The 19520-nt window shown below is 62.7% G+C and carries 21 protein-coding genes; 12 read left to right on the top strand and 9 right to left on the bottom strand.

Going from position 1 to position 19520, the window contains the following annotated elements; translation table 11 throughout:
- Window positions 1-21: 21 nt before the first annotated feature.
- Together ACSMXM_RS08890 and ACSMXM_RS08895 are read right to left on the bottom strand one after the other, a co-directional pair.
- Window positions 22-1623, bottom strand: coding sequence for a phosphoenolpyruvate carboxykinase (locus ACSMXM_RS08890; RefSeq protein ID WP_460315597.1), 1602 nt, complete (start codon window positions 1621-1623; stop codon window positions 22-24).
- A gap of 166 nt (window positions 1624-1789) precedes the next feature.
- Complete coding sequence (locus tag ACSMXM_RS08895) at window positions 1790-2425, bottom strand: response regulator (protein ID WP_460315598.1); 636 nt, start codon at window positions 2423-2425, stop codon at window positions 1790-1792.
- A gap of 125 nt (window positions 2426-2550) precedes the next feature.
- Here ACSMXM_RS08895 and ACSMXM_RS08900 point away from each other — a divergent pair, with 125 nt between their 5' ends.
- From ACSMXM_RS08900 to ACSMXM_RS08935, 8 genes are read left to right on the top strand one after another with little or no spacing between them, the layout of a single operon-like run.
- Complete coding sequence (locus ACSMXM_RS08900; RefSeq protein WP_460315599.1) at window positions 2551-3300, top strand: response regulator transcription factor; 750 nt, start codon at window positions 2551-2553, stop codon at window positions 3298-3300.
- A gap of 4 nt (window positions 3301-3304) precedes the next feature.
- Window positions 3305-4861, top strand: coding sequence for an ATP-binding protein (locus ACSMXM_RS08905; protein ID WP_460316386.1), 1557 nt, complete (start codon window positions 3305-3307; stop codon window positions 4859-4861).
- Window positions 4858-5283 carry an HPr kinase/phosphorylase gene (locus tag ACSMXM_RS08910; protein WP_460315600.1) on the top strand — a complete coding sequence of 142 codons (426 nt, stop codon included), beginning with the start codon at window positions 4858-4860 and terminating at the stop codon, window positions 5281-5283. Before ACSMXM_RS08905 ends, ACSMXM_RS08910 begins: the two co-directional genes overlap by 4 nt.
- A 5-nt stretch (window positions 5284-5288) precedes the next feature.
- Entirely contained in the window at window positions 5289-6257 is a 969-nt protein-coding gene (gene rapZ / locus ACSMXM_RS08915; RefSeq protein ID WP_460315601.1) for an RNase adapter RapZ, read from the top strand.
- Window positions 6258-6262: 5 nt separating this feature from the next.
- Window positions 6263-6676 carry a PTS sugar transporter subunit IIA gene (locus ACSMXM_RS08920; protein WP_460315602.1) on the top strand — a complete coding sequence of 138 codons (414 nt, stop codon included), beginning with the start codon at window positions 6263-6265 and terminating at the stop codon, window positions 6674-6676.
- Window positions 6677-6699: 23 nt separating this feature from the next.
- Entirely contained in the window at window positions 6700-6963 is a 264-nt protein-coding gene (locus ACSMXM_RS08925) for an HPr family phosphocarrier protein (protein ID WP_460316387.1), read from the top strand.
- Complete coding sequence (locus ACSMXM_RS08930) at window positions 6963-7763, top strand: TrmH family RNA methyltransferase (protein WP_460315603.1); 801 nt, start codon at window positions 6963-6965, stop codon at window positions 7761-7763. Before ACSMXM_RS08925 ends, ACSMXM_RS08930 begins: the two co-directional genes overlap by 1 nt.
- Complete coding sequence (locus ACSMXM_RS08935) at window positions 7760-7951, top strand: DUF5818 domain-containing protein (protein ID WP_460315604.1); 192 nt, start codon at window positions 7760-7762, stop codon at window positions 7949-7951. Before ACSMXM_RS08930 ends, ACSMXM_RS08935 begins: the two co-directional genes overlap by 4 nt.
- 13 nt (window positions 7952-7964) lie before the next feature.
- Here ACSMXM_RS08935 and ACSMXM_RS08940 read toward each other — a convergent pair whose 3' ends face one another.
- From ACSMXM_RS08940 to ACSMXM_RS08965, 6 genes are all read right to left on the bottom strand, one after another.
- Window positions 7965-9413, bottom strand: coding sequence for a DNA recombination protein RmuC (locus tag ACSMXM_RS08940; protein ID WP_460315605.1), 1449 nt, complete (start codon window positions 9411-9413; stop codon window positions 7965-7967).
- Window positions 9414-9489: 76 nt separating this feature from the next.
- Window positions 9490-10890: a UdgX family uracil-DNA binding protein gene (locus tag ACSMXM_RS08945; RefSeq protein WP_460315606.1), complete on the bottom strand. Its 1401-nt coding sequence runs from the start codon at window positions 10888-10890 to the stop codon at window positions 9490-9492.
- A 7-nt stretch (window positions 10891-10897) separates the two neighbouring features.
- Window positions 10898-12139, bottom strand: a complete 1242-nt coding sequence (locus ACSMXM_RS08950; protein ID WP_460315607.1) for a putative DNA modification/repair radical SAM protein — start codon at window positions 12137-12139, stop codon at window positions 10898-10900.
- A gap of 133 nt (window positions 12140-12272) precedes the next feature.
- Window positions 12273-14543 (bottom strand): xanthine dehydrogenase family protein molybdopterin-binding subunit, encoded by a 2271-nt coding sequence (locus ACSMXM_RS08955; RefSeq protein ID WP_460315608.1) that lies wholly within the window; start codon window positions 14541-14543, stop codon window positions 12273-12275.
- Window positions 14540-15358 carry a Rossmann-fold NAD(P)-binding domain-containing protein gene (locus tag ACSMXM_RS08960; protein WP_460315609.1) on the bottom strand — a complete coding sequence of 273 codons (819 nt, stop codon included), beginning with the start codon at window positions 15356-15358 and terminating at the stop codon, window positions 14540-14542. The genes ACSMXM_RS08955 and ACSMXM_RS08960 overlap by 4 nt, the downstream gene beginning before the upstream one ends.
- Window positions 15355-15564, bottom strand: a complete 210-nt coding sequence (locus ACSMXM_RS08965; protein WP_460315610.1) for a zinc-finger domain-containing protein — start codon at window positions 15562-15564, stop codon at window positions 15355-15357. The genes ACSMXM_RS08960 and ACSMXM_RS08965 overlap by 4 nt, the downstream gene beginning before the upstream one ends.
- A gap of 189 nt (window positions 15565-15753) precedes the next feature.
- On the opposite strand from ACSMXM_RS08965, the gene dksA reads away from it, so the two are divergent.
- Window positions 15754-16215: an RNA polymerase-binding protein DksA gene (gene dksA, locus ACSMXM_RS08970; protein ID WP_460315611.1), complete on the top strand. Its 462-nt coding sequence runs from the start codon at window positions 15754-15756 to the stop codon at window positions 16213-16215.
- 16 nt (window positions 16216-16231) lie between these two features.
- Here dksA and ACSMXM_RS08975 read toward each other — a convergent pair whose 3' ends face one another.
- Window positions 16232-16876 (bottom strand): energy transducer TonB, encoded by a 645-nt coding sequence (locus ACSMXM_RS08975; protein WP_460315612.1) that lies wholly within the window; start codon window positions 16874-16876, stop codon window positions 16232-16234.
- A gap of 57 nt (window positions 16877-16933) precedes the next feature.
- Between ACSMXM_RS08975 and ACSMXM_RS08980 the strand changes: the two genes are divergently transcribed.
- The 3 genes from ACSMXM_RS08980 to ACSMXM_RS08990 all read left to right on the top strand — a co-directional run bounded on the left by ACSMXM_RS08980 (window position 16934) and on the right by ACSMXM_RS08990 (window position 19459).
- On the top strand, window positions 16934-18187 hold the full coding sequence (locus tag ACSMXM_RS08980) for a threonine ammonia-lyase (protein WP_460315613.1): 1254 nt from the start codon (window positions 16934-16936) through the stop codon (window positions 18185-18187).
- Between the two features lie 63 nt (window positions 18188-18250).
- Complete coding sequence (locus ACSMXM_RS08985) at window positions 18251-18988, top strand: arginyltransferase (protein ID WP_460315614.1); 738 nt, start codon at window positions 18251-18253, stop codon at window positions 18986-18988.
- Between the two features lie 171 nt (window positions 18989-19159).
- Entirely contained in the window at window positions 19160-19459 is a 300-nt protein-coding gene (locus ACSMXM_RS08990; protein ID WP_460315615.1) for a hypothetical protein, read from the top strand.
- The last annotated feature ends 61 nt before the right edge of the window (window positions 19460-19520 follow it).

Raw genomic sequence — 19520 nt, forward strand, 5'->3', positions numbered from 1 at the left:
GACATCGGGGCGTGAGCCGGTTCAGGCCGCCTGGGGCGCCGCCTGGCGAACGCCCTCGTCCACATGCTCCTCGAACTGAGAGAAGTTCTTTATGAACAGGCCGACCAGATCGCGCGCCTTCGCGTCATAGGCGTCCTTATCTTCCCAGGTAGAGCGCGGGTCCAGAATCGCCGTGTCGACGCCGGGAACCTCGACCGGCACCTGAAATCCGAAATTGGGATCGGTACGGAATTCGACATTCTTCAGGCTGCCGTCCAGCGCCGCGTTCAGCAGTGCCCGGGTCGCCTTGATCGGCATGCGATGGCCAACGCCATGCGGCCCGCCCGTCCAGCCGGTATTGACCAGCCAGCAATCGACGCCGCCCTCGGCAATGCGCTTCTTCAATAGGTTGCCGTAAACGGAGGGATGGCGCGGCATGAACGGAGCGCCGAAACAGGTTGAGAATGTAGCCTGCGGCTCCGTAACGCCAATCTCCGTTCCCGCGACCTTTGCCGTATATCCCGACAGGAAATGATACATTGCCTGGTCGGGCGTCAGTTTCGCGATCGGCGGCAAGACGCCAAAGGCATCTGCCGTCAGCATGATGACGTTCGACGGCGGCGGCCCCAGATTCTTGTCAGACGAATTCGGGATGAAATCGATCGGATAGGCGCCGCGCGTATTCTCGGCCAGGCTGTTATCGTCGAAATCCAGTTCACGCGTTTCCGGGTCCATGACGACGTTTTCAAGGACGGTGCCGAACTTCCGCGTCGTGGCGTAGATTTCCGGCTCCGCCTCTTCGTCCAGATTGATCATCTTGGCATAACAGCCGCCTTCGAAATTGAAGACCGCCGTGTCCGACCAGCCATGCTCGTCATCGCCGATCAGCGTGCGAGAGGCATCGGCGGACAGCGTCGTCTTGCCGGTCCCTGACAGACCGAAGAACACGGCCGACTTGCCATCGGGGCCAACATTCGCGCTGCAGTGCATCGGCATGATGCCATCGATCGGCAGGCGGTAGTTCAGCAGGCCGAAAACCGACTTCTTCATCTCGCCAGCATATTTCGTACCGCCGATCAGGATCAGCTTCTCGGTGAAATTCACCGCGACGACGACATTCGTGCGCGTGCCGTGGCGTTCCGGATCGGCGACGAAGGTCGGCAGGTCGATAATGGTAAATTCCGGCTCGAAACCCGCCAGTTCCTCCCGTTCCGGACGGCACAGCAGCGTGCGGATAAACAGATTGTGCCAGGCCAGTTCGTTGATCACCCGCACGTGAACGCGATGTTCGGGCTGCGAACCGCCATAAAGATCTTGGACAAACAATGTGTCCTTCTCCGCCAGCGCCTTCAGGAAGTCCTCCTTCAGGGCTGCGAAGTGCACAGGGTCCATGGGCTTGTTGCCGTCGTTGAACCAGACATTGCCGTCGGTTTCGGAATCCTTGACGGTAAACTTGTCCTTCGCGGAGCGGCCGGTGCGGTCGCCGGTTTCGACCACCAGCGCGCCGTGTTTCGACAATTGCCCCTCGCTGCGAGCGACCGACGCTTCGACCAGGGGCGCGGTGGTAAGGTTCCAGTGCAGCTCGGCTTTCGTTTGAATGCCTTGCTTGCCGAGGTCGAACGTCGGTATTTGTTCCGCAGCCATCTGGGCTGTCTCCTTGTCGTCAAGAGAATAGGCAGACGCAAGCGAACTGGCCGCGCGTCCGCTTTTTATGAGCAGGGGGACTGCTCTACACGAAAAAGATCTTATCGGTCAAAAGCCACGCGGACGGAATTACGTAAGTTTATCGCTGCGCGATGATACGGCTTTATTACTGGCCGTTAGGCGTACCGTGGCGGCCTCGCCTCTGCCCCTCCGCCTCTTCCATGGCCTGCAGCAAAGCTGACACCAGCACATCGGCAGGCGCGGGTTTTTTCAAGACGCGCTGATTCGGAAATTGATCGGCAAGTGAATCTGGATCGGCGAAGCCGGTATGGAACACGAACGGCGTACCGACCTCCATCAAATGGCGGGCGATGGGACGCGCATCCTTGCCCGCGACATCCAGATCCAGAACCACAGCATGTGGCTCGAAATCGCTGTCTATGACGGCACGCGCGCCGGCAAGGCCGTTCGACAGACGCACCTGCTCCGCCCCCGCATCCAGCAGGATGACCTGGATCGACATGCCGGGATAGACCTCGTCCTCCACAACCAGAATACGCAGGCCTTCCAGCGCATCCTCGGCCGGTGCATGGCCGCTGCCCTGATCGCGGGCGGCGCCCTCCTTCAGACTCTCGATCCGCTCGACGAATTTCAACGCGGCGCGGCGGCTTCCCTCGGGCGGCAGGGGAACAGCGATCCGGCGAATCTGTTCGGCCGCCTTTTCCAGCAGGCGTTCCAGCCCCTTCACCCTCGCCTCGGCATTTCCCAGCTGGTGGCGCAAATGATCTTCGTTCGTACTCATTCCGGCACCCCTAACCCGCATGTATTAATAACGCACTCACGATCTCCGCTCTCGCACAGTCGGTTGGCCTTGCTGCGCATATCAGGGTCGTGACCTTCCCCCTTGGCGGCGCTAAGGCAGTGGACATGTCCGCCACCATTGCGCTGGTCGATGACGACCGCAACATTCTTACCTCCGTGTCCATTGCCCTGCAGGGCGAAGGGTTCACGGTGCGTGTATATTCCGACAGTGTCGCGGCGCTGAAGGCGCTTGTCGACAATCCGCCGGACCTTGCGGTTCTGGATGTAAAGATGCCCCGCATGGACGGCATCGAGCTGTTGCAGAAACTGCGCGAGAAAAGCGCCATTCCGGTCATCTTTCTCACATCGAAGGATACCGAGATCGACGAGGCGCTGGGCCTGAGGATGGGGGCGGACGATTATGTCGGCAAACCCTTTTCACAGCGCCTCCTGATCGAACGCATCCGCGCGGTCCTGCGCCGCGCCGCCTATCGCTCCCAGCCGGAGGGTGACGCGGAGGAGGAAAAGGAGCGCGTCATCGAACGCGGACGCCTCAGCATGGATACCGGCCGCCATCGTGTCCTGTGGGACGGCAAGGATGTTTCCCTGACGGTCAGCGAATTCCTGATCCTGGAAACGCTCGCCGAACGTCCCGGCTTCGTAAAATCGCGCGATCAGCTGATGAATGCCGCCTATCAGGACGACGTCTATGTGGACGACAGGACCATCGACAGTCATATAAAGCGGCTGCGCAAGAAGTTCCGCGCTGTCGACGATGAATTCGATTCCATCGAAACCCTGTACGGCGTTGGCTACCGTTTCAATCAGAGCGGAACGGCGGCTGGCAAGGACGCCGAAGGAACGAGCGACGGCTGAGCCGCTGCCTTCGGAGCCGGGCGACGATTCGCAGCTTCGCTGGTCGCGACGCTGGTCGCTGACGACGCGGATACTCGCGGTCAATTTGTTCGCCGTTCTGATGCTGGCGGGCGGCGTTCTTTATCTGGACAGTTTTCGCGTGCGCCAGATCGACCAGCGGGTAGAGGCGCTGCGCGGCGGCGCGGCCCTGATCGCAAGCAGTCTGGGCGAGGGCGTTGCCGAGGACGACGATGCGGCCACATTGCGTCAGGCGGCAGCGGTCGGCCGCACCACGGGTGCACGCGTTCGCATTTATGGTCCCGACGGCACGAAGCTGATGGACAATTGGGACATCATCGGTCCCACCTATACGCTGATCGATCCCGCTACCGAACCATGGCGAAAGAATGCCGCCCGTTTTCTCGACCGGATGATCGATGCCCTGGTTGGCGCGCGGCGCGTCCCCCGCCTCGATGTTGCGCTTCCCGATCGGGCGTCAACCTTTCCTGAGATCGAAGAGGCGCGTCGCACTGGTCGCGTCGCGGATCGGGTGCGCCTGGCCCCGGACCGCACGCCCGTCACTTTTGCCGCTGCACCGCTCGACGACGGGCGCGTCATGTTGCTGACCCAGAATGCGCGGGATGTAACGACGGACGTCCGCTCGGAGCGGGCGACATTGTTCCTCGTCTTTCTGGGCGTGCTGGGCCTCTCCCTCCTTCTGTCCAGCTTTCTTGCGCGCACTATTGTCCGCCCCTTGCGTCGACTGGCGATCGCGGCACAGCGGGTGCGGCTTGGCCGCGCGCGCGATGTCACAGTGCCCCGGTTCCAGCTGCGCCGCGACGAGATCGGCGAACTCGCCCGCAGCCTCAGCGATATGACAACCGCCCTGCGCATGCGCATCGACGCGACCGAAGCGTTCGCCGCCGATGTCGCACATGAAATCAAGAACCCGCTCGCATCGCTGCGCAGCGCGGTCGAGGGGATGGGCCGGGTCGAGGATCCCCAACTACGCCAGCAACTCCTCGCCATCGTCACGGCGGATGTCGACAGGATCGACCGGCTGATCAGCGATATTTCCAACGCATCGCGGCTGGATGCCGAACTTAGCCGGACCCGCTTCGAACCCGTCGATCTCGGCAATATGCTGGAGGGGATCGTCGGCCTTTACGAGGAGCGGGGACTGCCGCGCGGAATCGAATTGGCCCTCGCGCGCCCTGCCGCCGGCACGGTCCGCGTCATGGGCGACCCCTCGCGGCTGGCACAGATCGTGCGCAATCTGATCGACAATGCCATCAGCTTTTCGCCGGACGGTGGCCTTGTTCAGGTCAGCGCCGCGCGGGGGCGTCATTCCGTGGTCATGCGTGTCGAGGATCGCGGCCCCGGTATTCGCCCCGATGCTGAGGAAAAGATTTTCCAGCGTTTCTATTCCGAGCGGCCGGAGGGAGAGGATTTTGGCCAGCACAGCGGTCTGGGACTGGCGATCTGCCGCTCGATCGTAGAGGCGCATGACGGCAAGCTGAACGTCGAGACGCGCAAGAATGGCGGCGCCCGCTTCATAGCCAAATTCCCGGCCGCAGCATGAACGATCGCTGCCATGCCAGCTGCGTACGCTTGGGGTCCGCAGGCATATTGCTGACGGGGCCGAGCGGCAGCGGCAAGTCGGACCTCGCCCTGCAATTGATCGACCGTGGCGCGATGCTGGTTGCCGACGATCAGGTTGAGCTTTCCGCGCTGGACGGCCAGCTCTACGGCACCTTTGTTGCTGGCTTCGCCGGGATGATAGAGGTGCGTGGCATTGGCATTCTTCACCTGGATGCCGTGATGGAGCCGGTTCGCCTCACGCATCATTTCGAACTCGCCGTTCCGGTGGAGCGCCTGCCCGCCGCGCGATCCTGCACATTCCTCGGCATCGCCCTGCCCACATGGCGCCTCGATGCGCGTGCGCCATCCGCCGCATTAAAGGTCGCACTCACTATCGAGAAGGGCGTCTGTCCTGTAGCCTGACGCATATGTCCGATTCGAAAAAACACGCCGAAGAGGAGAAAACGCGAACCGCCGGCAAGGGCGAGCCGCGACCGCCGCTGCTGATCGTTACCGGCATGTCGGGCGCAGGCAAATCGACGGCGCTGCGCGCGCTTGAGGACCACGGTTATGAAGTCGTGGACAATTTGCCGCTGTCGCTGCTGTCGCGCCTGCTGAAACTGGATACGGCGAAGGAGTTTGCCGACCGCCCGCTCGCCGTGGGCATCGACGTGCGCACACGCGCCTTTGCGGCCGAGAAGGTCGTGCACAGAATCAAGGATCTGCGCGACGACGGCAATCAGGCGCGCGTCCTCTTCATCGACTGTGCCGGGGGGGAACTCGTGCGGCGCTTTTCCGAAACCCGCCGCAGGCATCCTCTGGCAAGCGACCGACCGGCAACCGATGGGATCGCGCGGGAGCGGGAGGTGCTGGCACCGCTGCGGCGCTGGGCCGACATCGTCATCGATACGACGGACTATAGCGTCCACGATTTGCGCCGGGAGATCACCGACAAGTTCAGCGGCGGTTCGGATTCCGGGCTGACCCTTACGGTCATGTCCTTTGGATTCGCCCGGGGTGTCCCGCGCGATGCGGACATGATGTTCGACATGCGGTTTCTGGCAAATCCGCATTGGGTCGACAAACTGCGTCCGCTTACCGGCCTTGACCCCGCCGTCGGCGAATATGTTGCTGCCGATGCTGCATTTTCGGATGCCTTCGAGCGTATATCCGGCCTCGTGACCACGCTTCTTCCTGCTTACAAGCGAGAAGGAAAAGCCTATCTTACCGTCGCGATTGGCTGTACGGGCGGTCGCCATCGTTCCGTTTACGTTGCGGAACGGCTTGCGGCGCATCTGCGCGACTCCGGGATGGAGCCAAACGTGGTGCACCGCGATGTGTTGGGACGTAGTGAAGGCGCCCGGCGGAAATCGGTCGGCGCAGAGGTGGCAGCTTAGGCAACATGTTGGGTATGGTTCTGGTAACGCATGGCGGTCTGGCGCGCGAATTCGTTTCCGCCATGGAACACGTCGTCGGAAAGCAGCGGCAGATTGCCGCCATCTGCATAGAGGCGCATGACGACATGGAACTGCGCCGCAGCGATATCGCCGATGCGATTGCGGAAACCGATTCAGGCAGCGGCGTCGTCGTCCTGACGGACATGTTCGGTGGCACACCCTCCAACCTTGCGATCAGCCTGATGGGCGCAGGCCGCTCCAGCGCGGTCGAGGTTATTGCCGGCATGAACCTGCCGATGCTGATCCGACTTGCCAGCGTGCGCGACCATATGTCGGCCGAAGACGCCATCGAGGCGGCGCAGGAGGCGGGGCGGAAGTATATTTCCGTCGCCTCCAAGATTCTGGGCGAAGTCGCCTGAATACCCAGTCGGAGAGTGGGACGCTGCAACAGTCCGTTACCATCCGCAACAAACGCGGACTGCATGCCCGCGCGAGTGCGAAATTCGTGACCCTGGCGACGGAATTCGACGCCTCTGTCATCGTCGATAAGGACGGCACCACTGCCCCGGGCACGAGTATCATGAGCCTGATGATGCTGGCCGCCGGACCCGGCGACACTGTGACGGTGCACGCCAACGGCGCCGATGCCGAGGCTGCGATTACGGCCCTCGTCGGCCTGATCGAGAATAAATTCGGCGAGGAATAATGCCCCGCCAGATCACCAGCTTTTCCAATGCGACCATCAAGCGCGTGCGGGGGCTGGCCCAGAAGAAGAACCGCATCGCCGAGGGCCTGTTCATGGCAGAGGGCCTGCGCATCTGCACGGAGGCGCTCGAGGCTGGCCACGTCCCGCGCGTGATGATTTTCGCGGAGGGCGACCGGCATGAACTGACCCGGCGCCTGATTGATGAAACGGAGGCATCCGGTGGCGAGGCTCTGGCGGTCAGTCGTGATATTCTCGCCAAGATTTCGGGCAAGGACAATCCACAAGGAGTCGTCGGCGTATTCGATCTGCTGGACACGTCATTGTCGCGGTTGGACCCTGACGCCGCAGCAATCTGGATCGTCTGCGAATCGCTGAAGGATCCGGGCAATCTCGGTACCATCCTGCGTACGGCCGATGCCGTCGCCGCGGGTGGCGTCATCCTGCTGGATCAAAGCTGCGACCCGTTCAGCGTCGAGGCCGTGCGCGCGTCGATGGGCGCACTTTTCACCACCCCGATTGCGCAGGCAGCGGGAGAGGACTTTCTCACTTGGCTGCGCACGACCCCGGCGATGCTTGTCGGCACCAGTCTGAAGACCGAGCAGGATTATCAGGCGGTGGCCTATCCCCGCCCCACATTCGTTTTCATGGGCAATGAGCAGTCCGGCCTGCCGGATCATTATGAAGCCGCGTGCGATGCGCTGGTGAAGATGCCAATGCTGGGCAAGGCGGACTCTCTGAATGTCGCGGTCAGCTGCGCCGTCATGCTTTATGAGGTCCTGAACCAGCACCGCCGTCAATGACCGAAAAAGTAAAGCTGACCGGGCGCCTGATCCGGCCGGAGGGTAATTTCATCCTTGCCTGCGACGACGGGCGAAAGCTGCGCCTGATACTCCCGCGCATGCCTGTCGACCTCGTTGAAAAGATGGTCGTCGTCACCGGCACCGTTCGCGACGACCTTGTCGAAGTTGAGGGCGTCGCAGCTTTCTAAGGTATCTTTCGGCTCACTCCGCCGCGTCTCGCGTTTCCGCGCTCGCATTCTCCAGCTTCGTCAGCGGACGAATATCCACTGTCGCGGTTGGCAGCGCCTCGACCGTTTTCTTCGGCGTATCGATGGCTTTTTCGCGCAGGCGGTGGGCGGACGTCATGACCTGCGATTCCAGGCTGCCGACCATCTTGTTATAGGCGCCCGACGCCAGGTCCAGATTGCGTCCCAGCTTCGCGACATGCTCGCCCATTGTTGCCAGCCGGTCGTACAGCTCCTTGCCGATCGCGGAAATCTCCCGCGCGTCGTCCGCAGCCTTTTCCTGCTGCCACACCATCGCGACGGTACGCGCGATGGCGATCAGGTTCGTCGGGCTCGCCAGCAGGACGCGTCGCTCGAACGCCATTTCGAACAGGTCCTGATCCGTCTCCAGCGCGGCGGCGAGGAAGTTCTCGCCGGGCACGAACATGATGACGAAATCCAGCGTATCGTCAAATTGCTGCGTATAGCTTTTGCGCCCCAGCGTCTCCACATGGGCGCGCATCGCCTTTGCATGCGCGATCAGGTGCAGTCGCCGGTCCTCGTCCGTCTCCGCTGCGGCCGCGTCCTGATAGGCGTTCAGCGACACCTTGGCATCGATGACCAGCACCCGGTCGTTCGGCAGGTTCACGACGGCGTCGGGCCGGACGTTCGGCCCATCGGCAACGTCACGGTGCACTTCCTCGGAAAAATCGCAATGTTTCGACAGGCCCGCCATTTCCAGCACCCGGCGCAGCTGGTGCTCGCCCCAGCGGCCGCGCGCCTTGGGCGCGTTTCTCAGTGCGCCGACGATCCGCTGCGCCTCTTGCGAAACGCGCTCCTGCCCCAGTTTTACATCGGCGATGGCGTTCGTGATCGCGCCATAGGCCCCGGCGCGTTTTTCCTCCATCTCCTTCAGCTGCGCCTCATATTTGGTCAGCGTTTCGCGCATGGGAGAGATCAGCTTGTCGAGGGCTGCGCGATTCTGCTCCAGCCCCTGTCCCGCCGCCTCGCGGTGCCGGACCAGCGTTTCCTCCGCGCGCTTTAGGAACGCTTCCGTCGTCCGGCCAAGTGCCTTGTCGGCCAGCTCATCGAACCGACGATTAAGGTCCGCCTCCCGCTCCAGAAACGCCTTTTCGCGTTCCGTCGATGTGGAAATTAGCTTTTCATGCGCCAGCTCGATAGGCTTCAGACGCTCCACCTCGACACGGATTTCCTCCAGCCGGGCACGAATATCCTCAGCGCCCTTTTCCGCGAGAGCCTTGTCAGAGCGGGCCACGTGCAAATCGCCCTCTGCCTTTTCGCGCGCCGCGCGCGCCTCATCATGTGCTGTTTTAACCGCCGTCAGATCGGCGCGTATCGCCGCCAGGCCGCGCGCCCACATCAGCCAGCCGAGCAGCACCCCCAGCGTAAGTGCGACGACAAAGGCAATGAGGATCTCGGGCGTCATGCTGCGCTTTCACCGGCGGAACGAAAGATGAACGCTTAACGAAGGTTCACCGCCCGGACAAGCCCCCGACCCCCGATCAGGTCAGCGCCGCCACGCGGGCTTTCACTGTCGCCAGGTCTTCCCTGAATCGCGCCCGCTCCTCCTCTGCCCGGCCCTGATCGGGGATGCGCAGCAAATAGCTGGGGTGCACCGTCACCCATCCTTCCGACCCGTCCGGCAGTTCGATGGCGGCCCCGCGCGTCTTTGAGATCGTGACGGTTTTACCCAGCATCGCGCGCGCTGCGCTGGCCCCCAGCGCCACCGTCACTTTCGGCTGCACGAGGTCGATTTCCTGCGTCAGCCACCATCGGCAGGCATCGATTTCGCCGCCATTCGGTTTGGAGTGGATGCGGCGCTTGCCGCGCTGCTCATATTTGAAATGCTTGACGGCATTGGTGACATAGGTGGCACTACGGTCGATGCCGACGTCCGACAGGAAACGGTCCAGCAACTGCCCCGCCGGCCCGACGAAGGGCCGCCCGGCCAGATCCTCCTGATCGCCCGGCTGTTCACCGATCAGCATCAGGGCCGCATCGACCGGCCCTTCTCCGAACACCAGCTGCGTCGCCGGCTTCCACAGGTCACAGCGGCGACATCCCTCTGCCTCCTCCCGCAGGGCCGACAATGATTTCGTGCGATTCTCACCGGCGCGGGCAATGCCCTCTCTGGAAGTTTTCACCATATCGACCTCCCGCGCCCGCGCACCTGCGATCATGCCGGGGATCAGCGCGCTTTCCGGCATGTTTTTCCAGTATTTCTTCGGCATTTCCGCCGTCATCGCCTTCACCTTCATCCGCGCAGGATTGAAGATAGAGGCGAAATAGGTTTTCCACGTTTCCTCGACCAGGTCGCCCGCCGGGGCGTCGGCCTTCGTCGCCCCCTCGGTAAAAGACAGCGTTTCGCCGTCCCAATGCGCGCACAGTTCCGGCGTCAAAATCGACCAGTTCATGCTGGCGAAGCGGCGCTGGAAAAACGGAGCATTGGTACGGACGATATGATGTTCCGGCTCGAACCAGGCGACGAACCGCGTTTCGCCGTCGGTCTGCACCTCCCTGAATCGGACGAAAGCGCGCATCTTATGAATGTCGCGGGCAACCGACTTGCGCAGTTCCTCCAACCGTTTCTGCAGCGGATCCGCACGATCCTGCATCGCCTCCCGGTTCTTCTGAAGCCGCAGCAGCATCCGGTACAGTAGGGCAAACCGCTCCCGCTCAGAATGACAGATCACGCTCTGGGCCAGTTGCAGGAACGGCTTTGGCACGGTCAGGGTGGCCCGGCTATTGTCCTCCAACACCGCCTCGTCACCGAACAGGTCCTGCGCCGTGTCGCCCACCTGCCAGGTCACATCCTCCGGCGGTACATTCGCCAGCGCGAGGGCGCGGGCAGCAGTGCGCCACCCGTCAAAATCCTCTTCATGTTCCAGCGTTACACAGCGCATCGGCGCATCAAGCCGCAAACAGTTCCAGCTGTTCCCGCTTCGGCACGATCAACGCTTTCAGGTCGGCCAGATCCGTGGTCTTGCCGGGCGACCATCCCACGCAGGAAATGAAGGGGCGAATTTTCCGCACCGACTGTGTCAGGCGCGCCACGTCCTCCAGCCGCAAATTGCGATAGCGCCGCGATGACAGGATCGCGCCCACGGCCTTCGTGCCAAGGCCCGGCACGCGCAACAGCATCTCTCGCGGCGCCCGGTTTATATCCACCGGAAAGCTTTCGCGAAACTTCAACGCCCAGGCCAGCTTGGGATCGATATCCAGCGGCAGCATGCCATCATCTGTTGCCGCCACCACCTCGCGCGGCTGGAAGCCATAAAAGCGCATCAGCCAGTCCGACTGATACAGGCGATGTTCGCGCATCAGGGGCGGCGATTTCAGCGGCAGCACCGCGCTGGCATCGGGGATCGGGCTGAAGGCGCTGTAATAGACCCGCCGCATATGAAACCGATCATACAGGCTGGACGCCTTCACAATGATGTCCCCGTCGCTCGCCGCGTCCGCCCCGACGATCATCTGGGTGGATTGCCCCGCAGGCGCATATTTCGGCGCGGATTTATAGCGCTTCTTCGCGTCCCGGCCGTCTTCGATAGCGGTTTTCATTCCGCCCATCGCACCCTCGATACGGCCGCCATCCTTTTCCGGTGCCAGTCGCTTCAGACCATTCGTCGTCGGCAATTCGACATTTATAGAAATGCGATCGGCATAAAGGCCCGCCGCGCGCATCAATTCAGGGTCGGCATCCGGGATGGTCTTTAAGTGAATATATCCGCGGAAATCGTGAACCTCGCGCAATTGCCGGGCAATTTCGACAATCTGTTCCATCGTATAATTCGACGACCGGATGATGCCCGACGATAGAAACAGCCCCTCGATATAATTTCGCTTGTAGAAGTTCAGCGTCAGCTGCACCACTTCCTCGACCGTGAAACGCGCGCGACGGACGTTCGAGCTTTTGCGGTTGATGCAATAATGACAATCGAAAATGCAGCTGTTCGTCAGCAAAATCTTCAACAGCGATATGCAACGGCCGTCGGGGGCGTAGGCATGGCAGATACCCATACCCTCCGTCGAGCCGAGCCCCTTGCCGCCGGCGCTGTCCCGCTTCGATGTGCCCGATGAAGCGCAGGACGCATCGTATTTCGCCGCGTCCGCAAGGATCGCCAGCTTTTCCCGAGTGTCCAATTGCGCCATTCGTTCAGCTTATGTTCTATCGACAGCAGAGTCGATAAACATCGGTAAACTGCGACAAACAGTCGTCGATCCGTTCCGCGATGGCGGGGATCACGGGGGGGGCCGCACGTCAGCCCCCCAATCCGTCGGGCGCCTATTCAGCCGCCTGCCGCATCTCCATGCCCTGCGCCAAACGCCACAGCTTTTCCGGCGTTGCGGGCATATCGACATGCTGGCCGCCCAGCGCATCGACAAGGGCGTTCATGATCGACGGCATGGCGCCGATCGTGCCCGCCTCGCCGCACCCTTTCGCCCCGAGTGGATTGTTCGGGCTCTTCGTCGGCAGCGTGTCGAATGTCATGCCCAGCGGCATGTCGTCGGCGCGGGGCATGCCATAATCCATGAAACTGCCGGTCAGAAGCTGTCCCGTTTCATCATAGACGACCTCTTCCAGAATGGCCTGCCCCAGACCCTGGGCGACACCGCCCTGCACCTGTCCCTCGACCAGAACCGGGTTCACCAATGTCCCGAAATCATCCAGCACGGTATAGCGTGTCACCTTCATGATGCCGGTGGCGGGGTCCAGCTCGACCTCCGCGATGTGACAGCCATTGGGAAATGTCGGCGTCGGGTGTTCGGTCTTGAAACTGCCATCCGCATCCAGTTCGCCCGGATGCGCCTCTGCCAGTTCGAACAGGCTGCGCGTTTCGTTGGACCCGCGCGCGCGAAATACGCCCTCGTCGAAATCGACGTCGCCGCCCAGGTCCGCTTCCGCCAGCTTGCGCGCCTTGTCGATCACCTGATCGGCGGCGAACAGGCCTGCCGCGCCGCCCCACACCATGGAGCGAGATCCGCCCGTGCCATGGCCCCTGTTCATCCGCTGCGTATCGCCCTGTTCGATCAGCACGTCCTCCAGGTCGATGCCCAGTCGCTCGGCGATGACCTGCGCATAGGCTGTCTCGTGCCCCTGGCCGTTCGACTGCGTGCCGATGGCGGCATGTACCTTGCCTTTTGCGATGCGGATGTCGGCAAATTCCTCGGTGGAGCCGCCGCCGGCAATCTCCACGTAAAAGCCAATGCCACGACCATAGAGCATGCCGCGCCCGGCCGCCTCGGCCTTGCGGGCATCGAATCCGTTCCAGTCCGCCCGCTCCAGCGCGCCATCCAGCAGGGCGGGGAAATTGCCCACGTCGAATGTCAGGCCCAGGCCGTTCTGATGCGGCAGTTCGTCCGGCAGCAGCAGATTGCGGCGCCGAATCTCGTCTGTTGTCATGCCGATTTCGTGCGCCGCCGCCTCGATCAGGCGCTCCATCGTATATGCCGATTCGGGACGTCCCGCGCCGCGATAGGCATCGATCGGGGTCGTGTTCGTGACGACGCCATGCACCAGATTGTGGATTGAGGGGATGCGATAGACGCCGCCCATGATGCAGCCGCCGGCAAAGGTCTGGATACCGGGCCCGAACTGCGACTGATAGGCGCCCAGATCCGCCCAGCTTTCAACCTTCATCGCCAGAATACGGCCATCGGCGTCCAGCGCCAGCGACGCTTCCGACACCATGGCCCGGCCATGGACATCGGTCTGAAACGCATCGCCGCGTTCGCCGGTCCATTTGACGGGAACGCCCAGATCGCGCGTCGCGTGCAGCACCAGGCCATATTCGGGATACAGAAACCCCTTCATGCCAAAGCCGCCCCCGACGTCGTGCGTAACGACCCGCAGCTGTTCCTTGTCGATATTCAGCATGGCCGACAGGTCTTTTCGGGCGCTGACCACACCCTGACTGCCAAAAGTGATCGTGAATCCCGCGTCCGCATCATATTCCGCCACGGCGGCGCGAACCTCCATGCTGCTGGGCGCGATGCGATTCTGGATCAGGCGGCATTTCGTGACGTGCGCGGCCTTGCCAAAGGCGGCATCCGCCCCTTCCGCGTCGCCTGCATCCCAGTCGAACAGCTTGTTGCTGCCGGCCTCCTCCCATAATTTCGTCGCGCCCTCCTTCAAGGCGGCGTCGATGGAATGCGCGGCGGGCAGTTCGTCATAATCGACCTCGACCGCTTCCGCCGCCAGGCGCGCCTGATCACGCGTTTTCGCCACCACGAAGGCAACACCATCGCCGACGAAACGGACCTTGTCCCCCGTCAGCAGGGGCCGTTCCGCCATCCCCGGCCCGGCGAGCGGCAACAGACAGGGGATGCGGCCATAATCGGCGATGTCCTCGGCGGTATAGACCGCCAGAACGCCGGGCATCTCCCGTGCCGCAGCGGTGTCGATGCCGGCAATCCGTGCATGGGCATAGGGCGAGCGCACGGTTACACCATAGACGCAGCCATCGGGCTGCAGATCGTCGGTATAGCGCCCGGCCCCCGTCAGCAGGCGGTCGTCTTCCAGGCGTTTGGGGCTTTGGCCGATACCGAATTTCATTGGGTTTCCTCCATATGTATGGCCGCAAGACCGCTTCTATAGTCAGGATAGCGAAGGCGCGGCAGCAAATCTCGCTTCATCCTGCCATTGGCGACGCGCCGCGTCTCCGTGTAAAATCCGCGCGCGGCGGGCGACAGCCGCGCTTCCTCCAGCGGGATAAGCGGCGGCACCGCCACTCCCAGCAGCCGCGCCGCATAGGCTGTGACATCCGATGCCGGGGCCGGCTCGTCATCGGAAAGATTATAAATTCCGCTCGACCCTTGCTTCATTGCCGCACGCACGACCGCGCAAATATCGTCCACATGGATGCGGCTGAAAACCTGCCCTGGCGCATCTATGCGTTGCCCCTTTCCCTGCCGCAGTCGGTCAAACGCCGAACGGCCCGGCCCGTATATGCCGGGCAGGCGGAATATCGCGACCGGCCGGTCCAGCGCCTGCCAGCCCAGGTCGGCGGCAATTCGCGCCCCGCGCCGCCCCGCGCCCACCGTCGCCGTCTCATCCACCCATGCGCCCTGCGTGTCGCCATAGGTGCCGGTAGAGGAAAGATAGCCGACCCAGGCCTCCGTCGCGCTCAGATCGTGTGAATAACGGTCCAGTACCGGGTCGCTTTCATCGGCGGGGGGTGTCGAGGACAGGATATGCGTCGCGCGCGCGATCAGATCGGGAAGGGTGGGATCGTCGAGGGAGATGATGCCCGGTCGCGCAGTCTGCCCAGTCGCATCCACGGTCCATTCGCCGCGTGGCAGGCTGCTCGTCAGCCGCGTGGCCGTATAGCCCTTGCCGAATATCAGCAGGCGGGCAGGCTCTTCGCTCACGCCGCGGCGCGCTTGTCGGCGGGGCCGCCCTCCAGGATGAAGCGACGGTCGCAATAGCCGCAGTCGACGAACCCGTCGGCGCCCATTTGCAGATAAACGCGTGGATGGCCCAGTGCGCCGCCCTCGCCTTCACAGGATGTGCGCGTGCTGGCCACATACAGGGTCTCGGGATTTTCGGGATCGGGGGCGATGCGTTGGCTATCCATGCGGGGCGGAATAGCGCGCGCGGCGAAGCGGCCCAAGCGAAATATCGGCGCTGCCCGGTGCGTCCTGCCCGCCGGATTGCACGGCCCGCATTCGCATGCAGTCATTGTCGCGTCATAATGGCAAGTGTATAGGCCCGCCGCAGGGGACGAGAGGGTGACGAGGCGTGACCCCTCCCGTGGAGGAACTTTATGACTAATCAGTCGCTTAGCCAGGATACCAGCAGTACCGGCATCAGTGAGTCGGAAAATGTACCTGCGGATTACCGCCCGTCGGACGACGAAGAATTCATGTCGCCGCGGCAGAAAGCCTATTTTCGAAAAAAACTGCTGGACTGGAAAGCGGAGCTTGCGCGGGAGGCGCAGGAAACGCTCGACAGCCTCGCTGTCGACAGCCTGCAGGAACCCGACATGGCGGACCGCGCCAGCACCGAATCGGAATGGTCGGTGCAATTGCGTACCCGCGACCGGCAGCGCAAATTGACGGCCAAGATCGACGCGGCGCTGCGGCGGCTCGATCGGGGCGAATATGGCTATTGCGAGGTCACCGGCGAACCAATCAGCCTGAAGCGGCTCGATGCCCGTCCCGTCGCAACCCTGTCGCTTGAGGCGCAGGAGGCACATGAAAGGGTGGAAAAGGTTTCGCGCGACTAGCTGCCGCTTCGACGCACTACTCCCGCCACCAGCTCTGCCGCCATCCCGTGCGGTCGCCGACCGGCTCGCCGCGTTCGTTGCGGGCGGGCTCATAGCGGAATCGTTCGGTGATCAGGCGGCATGTCGTTTCGTCCAGCGCCGCGTTGCCGCTTGAACTGGTCACCTGGCAATTCTCGACCCGGCCGTCGGGGCGGATGTCAAAGAACGCCTCGACGACGCCCTCCGCATTCGTCCGCCGCGTCGCGCGGGGATAGTCGCGGTTCGTGATATCGCCGGCGATTTTTTGCGCGCGGCTGATCCCGCCGCCACCAGAGCCGCTGCCGGACTGGCCGGTGCCGCTTCCCGACCCGACACCGTCCGCTTCTCCGCCGGACGGCGGCGCTGCGCGGATCGGCGGGGGCGGCAGTTCGACCTCTATGTCGGGCGGGGGCACGATGACGGGGATGGGGTCCAGCCGGACTTCGGGGGCCGCCGGCGCGCCTTCCGGCTCGGGCGGCTTTTCCGGCACCTCCAATATATCGAGGGCCGGCAGTTCCTCCGGCGCCAGCACCACGCCGGCGCTCTGCAGCAGGACAAGAACGATCAGGACGTGCAGAACCGCGACCGCCAATGCCGCGCGCCAGTCCCGCTTCCTGTCCGATCCGCCGTCGATGAACGACATGTCTCATTTCCCTCTTGGCTGGCGCAAGGCCGCTCATAAGGCTATCGGGCACTCATTATGAACGCCAATCAAACAGCGCCGCACGTCTCGTCCACCCGTTTGCCCGTCAGCTACAGCGATATTATCGCCGCTCACGAGGCAATCCGGGGACAGGTCATTCGCACACCCTGCCTGCATGCGAAGACGCTCAGCGAGATTACCGGCGCCGAAGTCTGGCTGAAGTTCGAAAATCTGCAATTCACCGCCGCCTACAAGGAACGCGGCGCGCTCAACAAACTCCTCTCCCTCAACGAGGAACAGCGTCAGCGCGGCGTCATCGCCGCATCGGCCGGCAATCACAGCCAGGGGCTCAGCTATCACGCCGCGCGCCTCGGCATACCGACGACCATCGTCATGCCCATCACGACTCCGCTCGTGAAGATCAGCCAGACGAAGGGGCATGGAGCCACGGTAGAATTATTTGGCGAAAACTTCGATGAGGCACACGGGCACGCCCTGACGCTGGAGGCGGAACGCAATCTGACGTTCGTGCATCCATTCGACGATCCTCACGTCATCGCCGGTCAGGGCACCGTCGCGGTCGAGATGCTGGAGGACATGCCCGATCTCGACATGCTGTGCGTGCCCATCGGCGGCGGCGGCCTCATCTCCGGCTGCTCGATCGCCGCCAAGCACATGAAGCCCGACATAGAGGTGATCGGCGTTCAGGCGGCGCTCTATCCCTCCATGTATGGCAAGCTGAAAGGCGAGAGCATGATCTGCGAGGGCGACAGTCTCGCGGAAGGCATCAGCGTCAAGGCACCGGGGGAATTCACCTTCCAGATCGTCGAACAGATGGTGGACGACATCGTCCTCGTCGCAGAGGCAGAGCTGGAGCGATCGGTCGCCATGCTGCTCGGCATCGAAAAGACCGTGGTGGAAGGCGCCGGCGCGGCAGGGTTGGCAGCGCTGCTGACGCACCCGGACCGCTTCCGCGGGCGCAAGGTCGGCCTGCCGCTGTGCGGGGGAAATATCGACACACGCCTGCTGGCGAACGTGCTGCTGCGCGATCTGGCACGGGACGGCCGCCTCGCCCGCCTGCGTATCAGGCTAAAGGACCGGCCGGGCCAATTGATGAAGGTCACGCAGATATTCCTGGAACATCAGGTCAATATTCTGGAAGTGTCCCATCAGCGGATCTTTTCCAGCCTGCCGGCAAAGGGCCTGATCACCGATGTGGAATGTGAAACCCGCGACGGTCAGCATCTGGAGCGCCTGCTGGACGGCCTGCGGGGCGAGGGATTCGACGTCAGCATGGTCGAGCTCGCCTAGTCCCCGCATGGCCAGCAGGTCCGCCATGGCCACGGGGTTCCGTTCTGGTTTAGAACGAGCCCTGTGACCGACCAGAGCTTTCGCCTGCCACGCTTTTTCGTGACCGCGCCCACGCCGTGTCCCTATTTGCCTGACCGGCTGGAACGAAAGGTCTTCACCGAATTGCACGGTCCGGAGGCGGATCAGGTTCTGGAGGCGCTGGCCCGTACCGGGTTTCGCCGGTCGCAAAATGTCGCCTATCGGCCCAGTTGCGACGGCTGCCGGCAATGTATCTCTGTCCGCACCATCGCCAGGGAGTTTCAGCCCAGTACCTCGCAGCGGAAATTGCGCCGCAGGCATTCCGATATAGATGTCGCCGCCTGCGAAACCCGCGCCACCAGCGAACAATTCGCACTGCTTCGCCGCTATTTGCAGGCACGGCACCCTAATGGCGGCATGGCGAACATGAGCGCGCGCGACTATGCCGACATGGTCGAACAGACGCCTGTCGGTACGCTCGTCGTCGAATATCGCGAACCCCCTGCCGAGGGGCGGAAGGTTGGGACACTCGTCGGCGTATGCCTGACGGACCAGCAAAGCGACGGCCTCAGCATGGTCTACAGCTTCTATGATCCCGACAATGAAGCGCGCCGCGGCCTCGGCACCTACATGATCCTGGATCACATCATGCGGGCGAAGGCGGCCGGCCTGCCTTATGTCTATCTCGGCTATTGGATCGATGGATGTGAGCGGATGAATTACAAATATCGCTTTCGCCCGCTGGAAGCCCTGGAGCCATCCGGCTGGACCCGGCACGACTGATTCAGTCGCAAAGCGGCTTATTTGCGCAAAAAAAGACAAATTTAGCGACCGGGCGGTAAAATCCAGCGACGAACCGTGAACCCAAGTCCATCTGACTGCGCGTTCTTATCCTGCCTAACAACGAAGCGCCTTCAACCTTCCCCCACGAAGGCGCATGAAAGGAGTAAGGCCATGAAGAAAAAGATTATTCTCACCGCATCGACGGCAGCTCTCTTGGGTTTCGCAGGCTCCGCCTTCGCTCAGGGTCAGGAAACAATGCCTGACGGCACCCCCATGGATCCGGCGATGGAGGACACCCAACCCACCGGTCAGCCTCCGATGACGGATGAGGCGGATCCCGACGGCATGAGCGGCCCGGAACTCGACCCCACGGTTGATACGGACACCGACGCCGACACTGACACGGATGTATCGCCTACGGCACCCGGCCCACAGCCGGATCCCACGATGGATGAAGAGCCTGAGCTTTAGAACCATCGACTAACAGCCCGGCGGCCCTTCCCTCCCCCGCTCACCGCCGGACCCAAAGAAA

The organism is Pacificimonas sp. ICDLI1SI03, assembly GCF_054740865.1.

Excerpts from the sequence above, each read along its gene's own strand:
- ACSMXM_RS08890 (WP_460315597.1), bottom strand. The coding sequence starts at position 1,623 with ATGGCTGCGGAACAAATACCGACGTTCGACCTCGGCAAGCAAGGCATT.
- ACSMXM_RS08895 (WP_460315598.1), bottom strand. The coding sequence starts at position 2,425 with ATGAGTACGAACGAAGATCATTTGCGCCACCAGCTGGGAAATGCCGAG.
- ACSMXM_RS08900 (WP_460315599.1), top strand. The coding sequence starts at position 2,551 with ATGTCCGCCACCATTGCGCTGGTCGATGACGACCGCAACATTCTTACC.
- ACSMXM_RS08910 (WP_460315600.1), top strand. The coding sequence starts at position 4,858 with ATGAACGATCGCTGCCATGCCAGCTGCGTACGCTTGGGGTCCGCAGGC.
- rapZ (WP_460315601.1), top strand. The coding sequence starts at position 5,289 with ATGTCCGATTCGAAAAAACACGCCGAAGAGGAGAAAACGCGAACCGCC.
- ACSMXM_RS08920 (WP_460315602.1), top strand. The coding sequence starts at position 6,263 with ATGTTGGGTATGGTTCTGGTAACGCATGGCGGTCTGGCGCGCGAATTC.
- ACSMXM_RS08930 (WP_460315603.1), top strand. The coding sequence starts at position 6,963 with ATGCCCCGCCAGATCACCAGCTTTTCCAATGCGACCATCAAGCGCGTG.
- ACSMXM_RS08935 (WP_460315604.1), top strand. The coding sequence starts at position 7,760 with ATGACCGAAAAAGTAAAGCTGACCGGGCGCCTGATCCGGCCGGAGGGT.
- ACSMXM_RS08940 (WP_460315605.1), bottom strand. The coding sequence starts at position 9,413 with ATGACGCCCGAGATCCTCATTGCCTTTGTCGTCGCACTTACGCTGGGG.
- ACSMXM_RS08945 (WP_460315606.1), bottom strand. The coding sequence starts at position 10,890 with ATGCGCTGTGTAACGCTGGAACATGAAGAGGATTTTGACGGGTGGCGC.
- ACSMXM_RS08950 (WP_460315607.1), bottom strand. The coding sequence starts at position 12,139 with ATGGCGCAATTGGACACTCGGGAAAAGCTGGCGATCCTTGCGGACGCG.
- ACSMXM_RS08955 (WP_460315608.1), bottom strand. The coding sequence starts at position 14,543 with ATGAAATTCGGTATCGGCCAAAGCCCCAAACGCCTGGAAGACGACCGC.
- ACSMXM_RS08965 (WP_460315610.1), bottom strand. The coding sequence starts at position 15,564 with ATGGATAGCCAACGCATCGCCCCCGATCCCGAAAATCCCGAGACCCTG.
- dksA (WP_460315611.1), top strand. The coding sequence starts at position 15,754 with ATGACTAATCAGTCGCTTAGCCAGGATACCAGCAGTACCGGCATCAGT.
- ACSMXM_RS08975 (WP_460315612.1), bottom strand. The coding sequence starts at position 16,876 with ATGTCGTTCATCGACGGCGGATCGGACAGGAAGCGGGACTGGCGCGCG.
- ACSMXM_RS08980 (WP_460315613.1), top strand. The coding sequence starts at position 16,934 with ATGAACGCCAATCAAACAGCGCCGCACGTCTCGTCCACCCGTTTGCCC.
- ACSMXM_RS08990 (WP_460315615.1), top strand. The coding sequence starts at position 19,160 with ATGAAGAAAAAGATTATTCTCACCGCATCGACGGCAGCTCTCTTGGGT.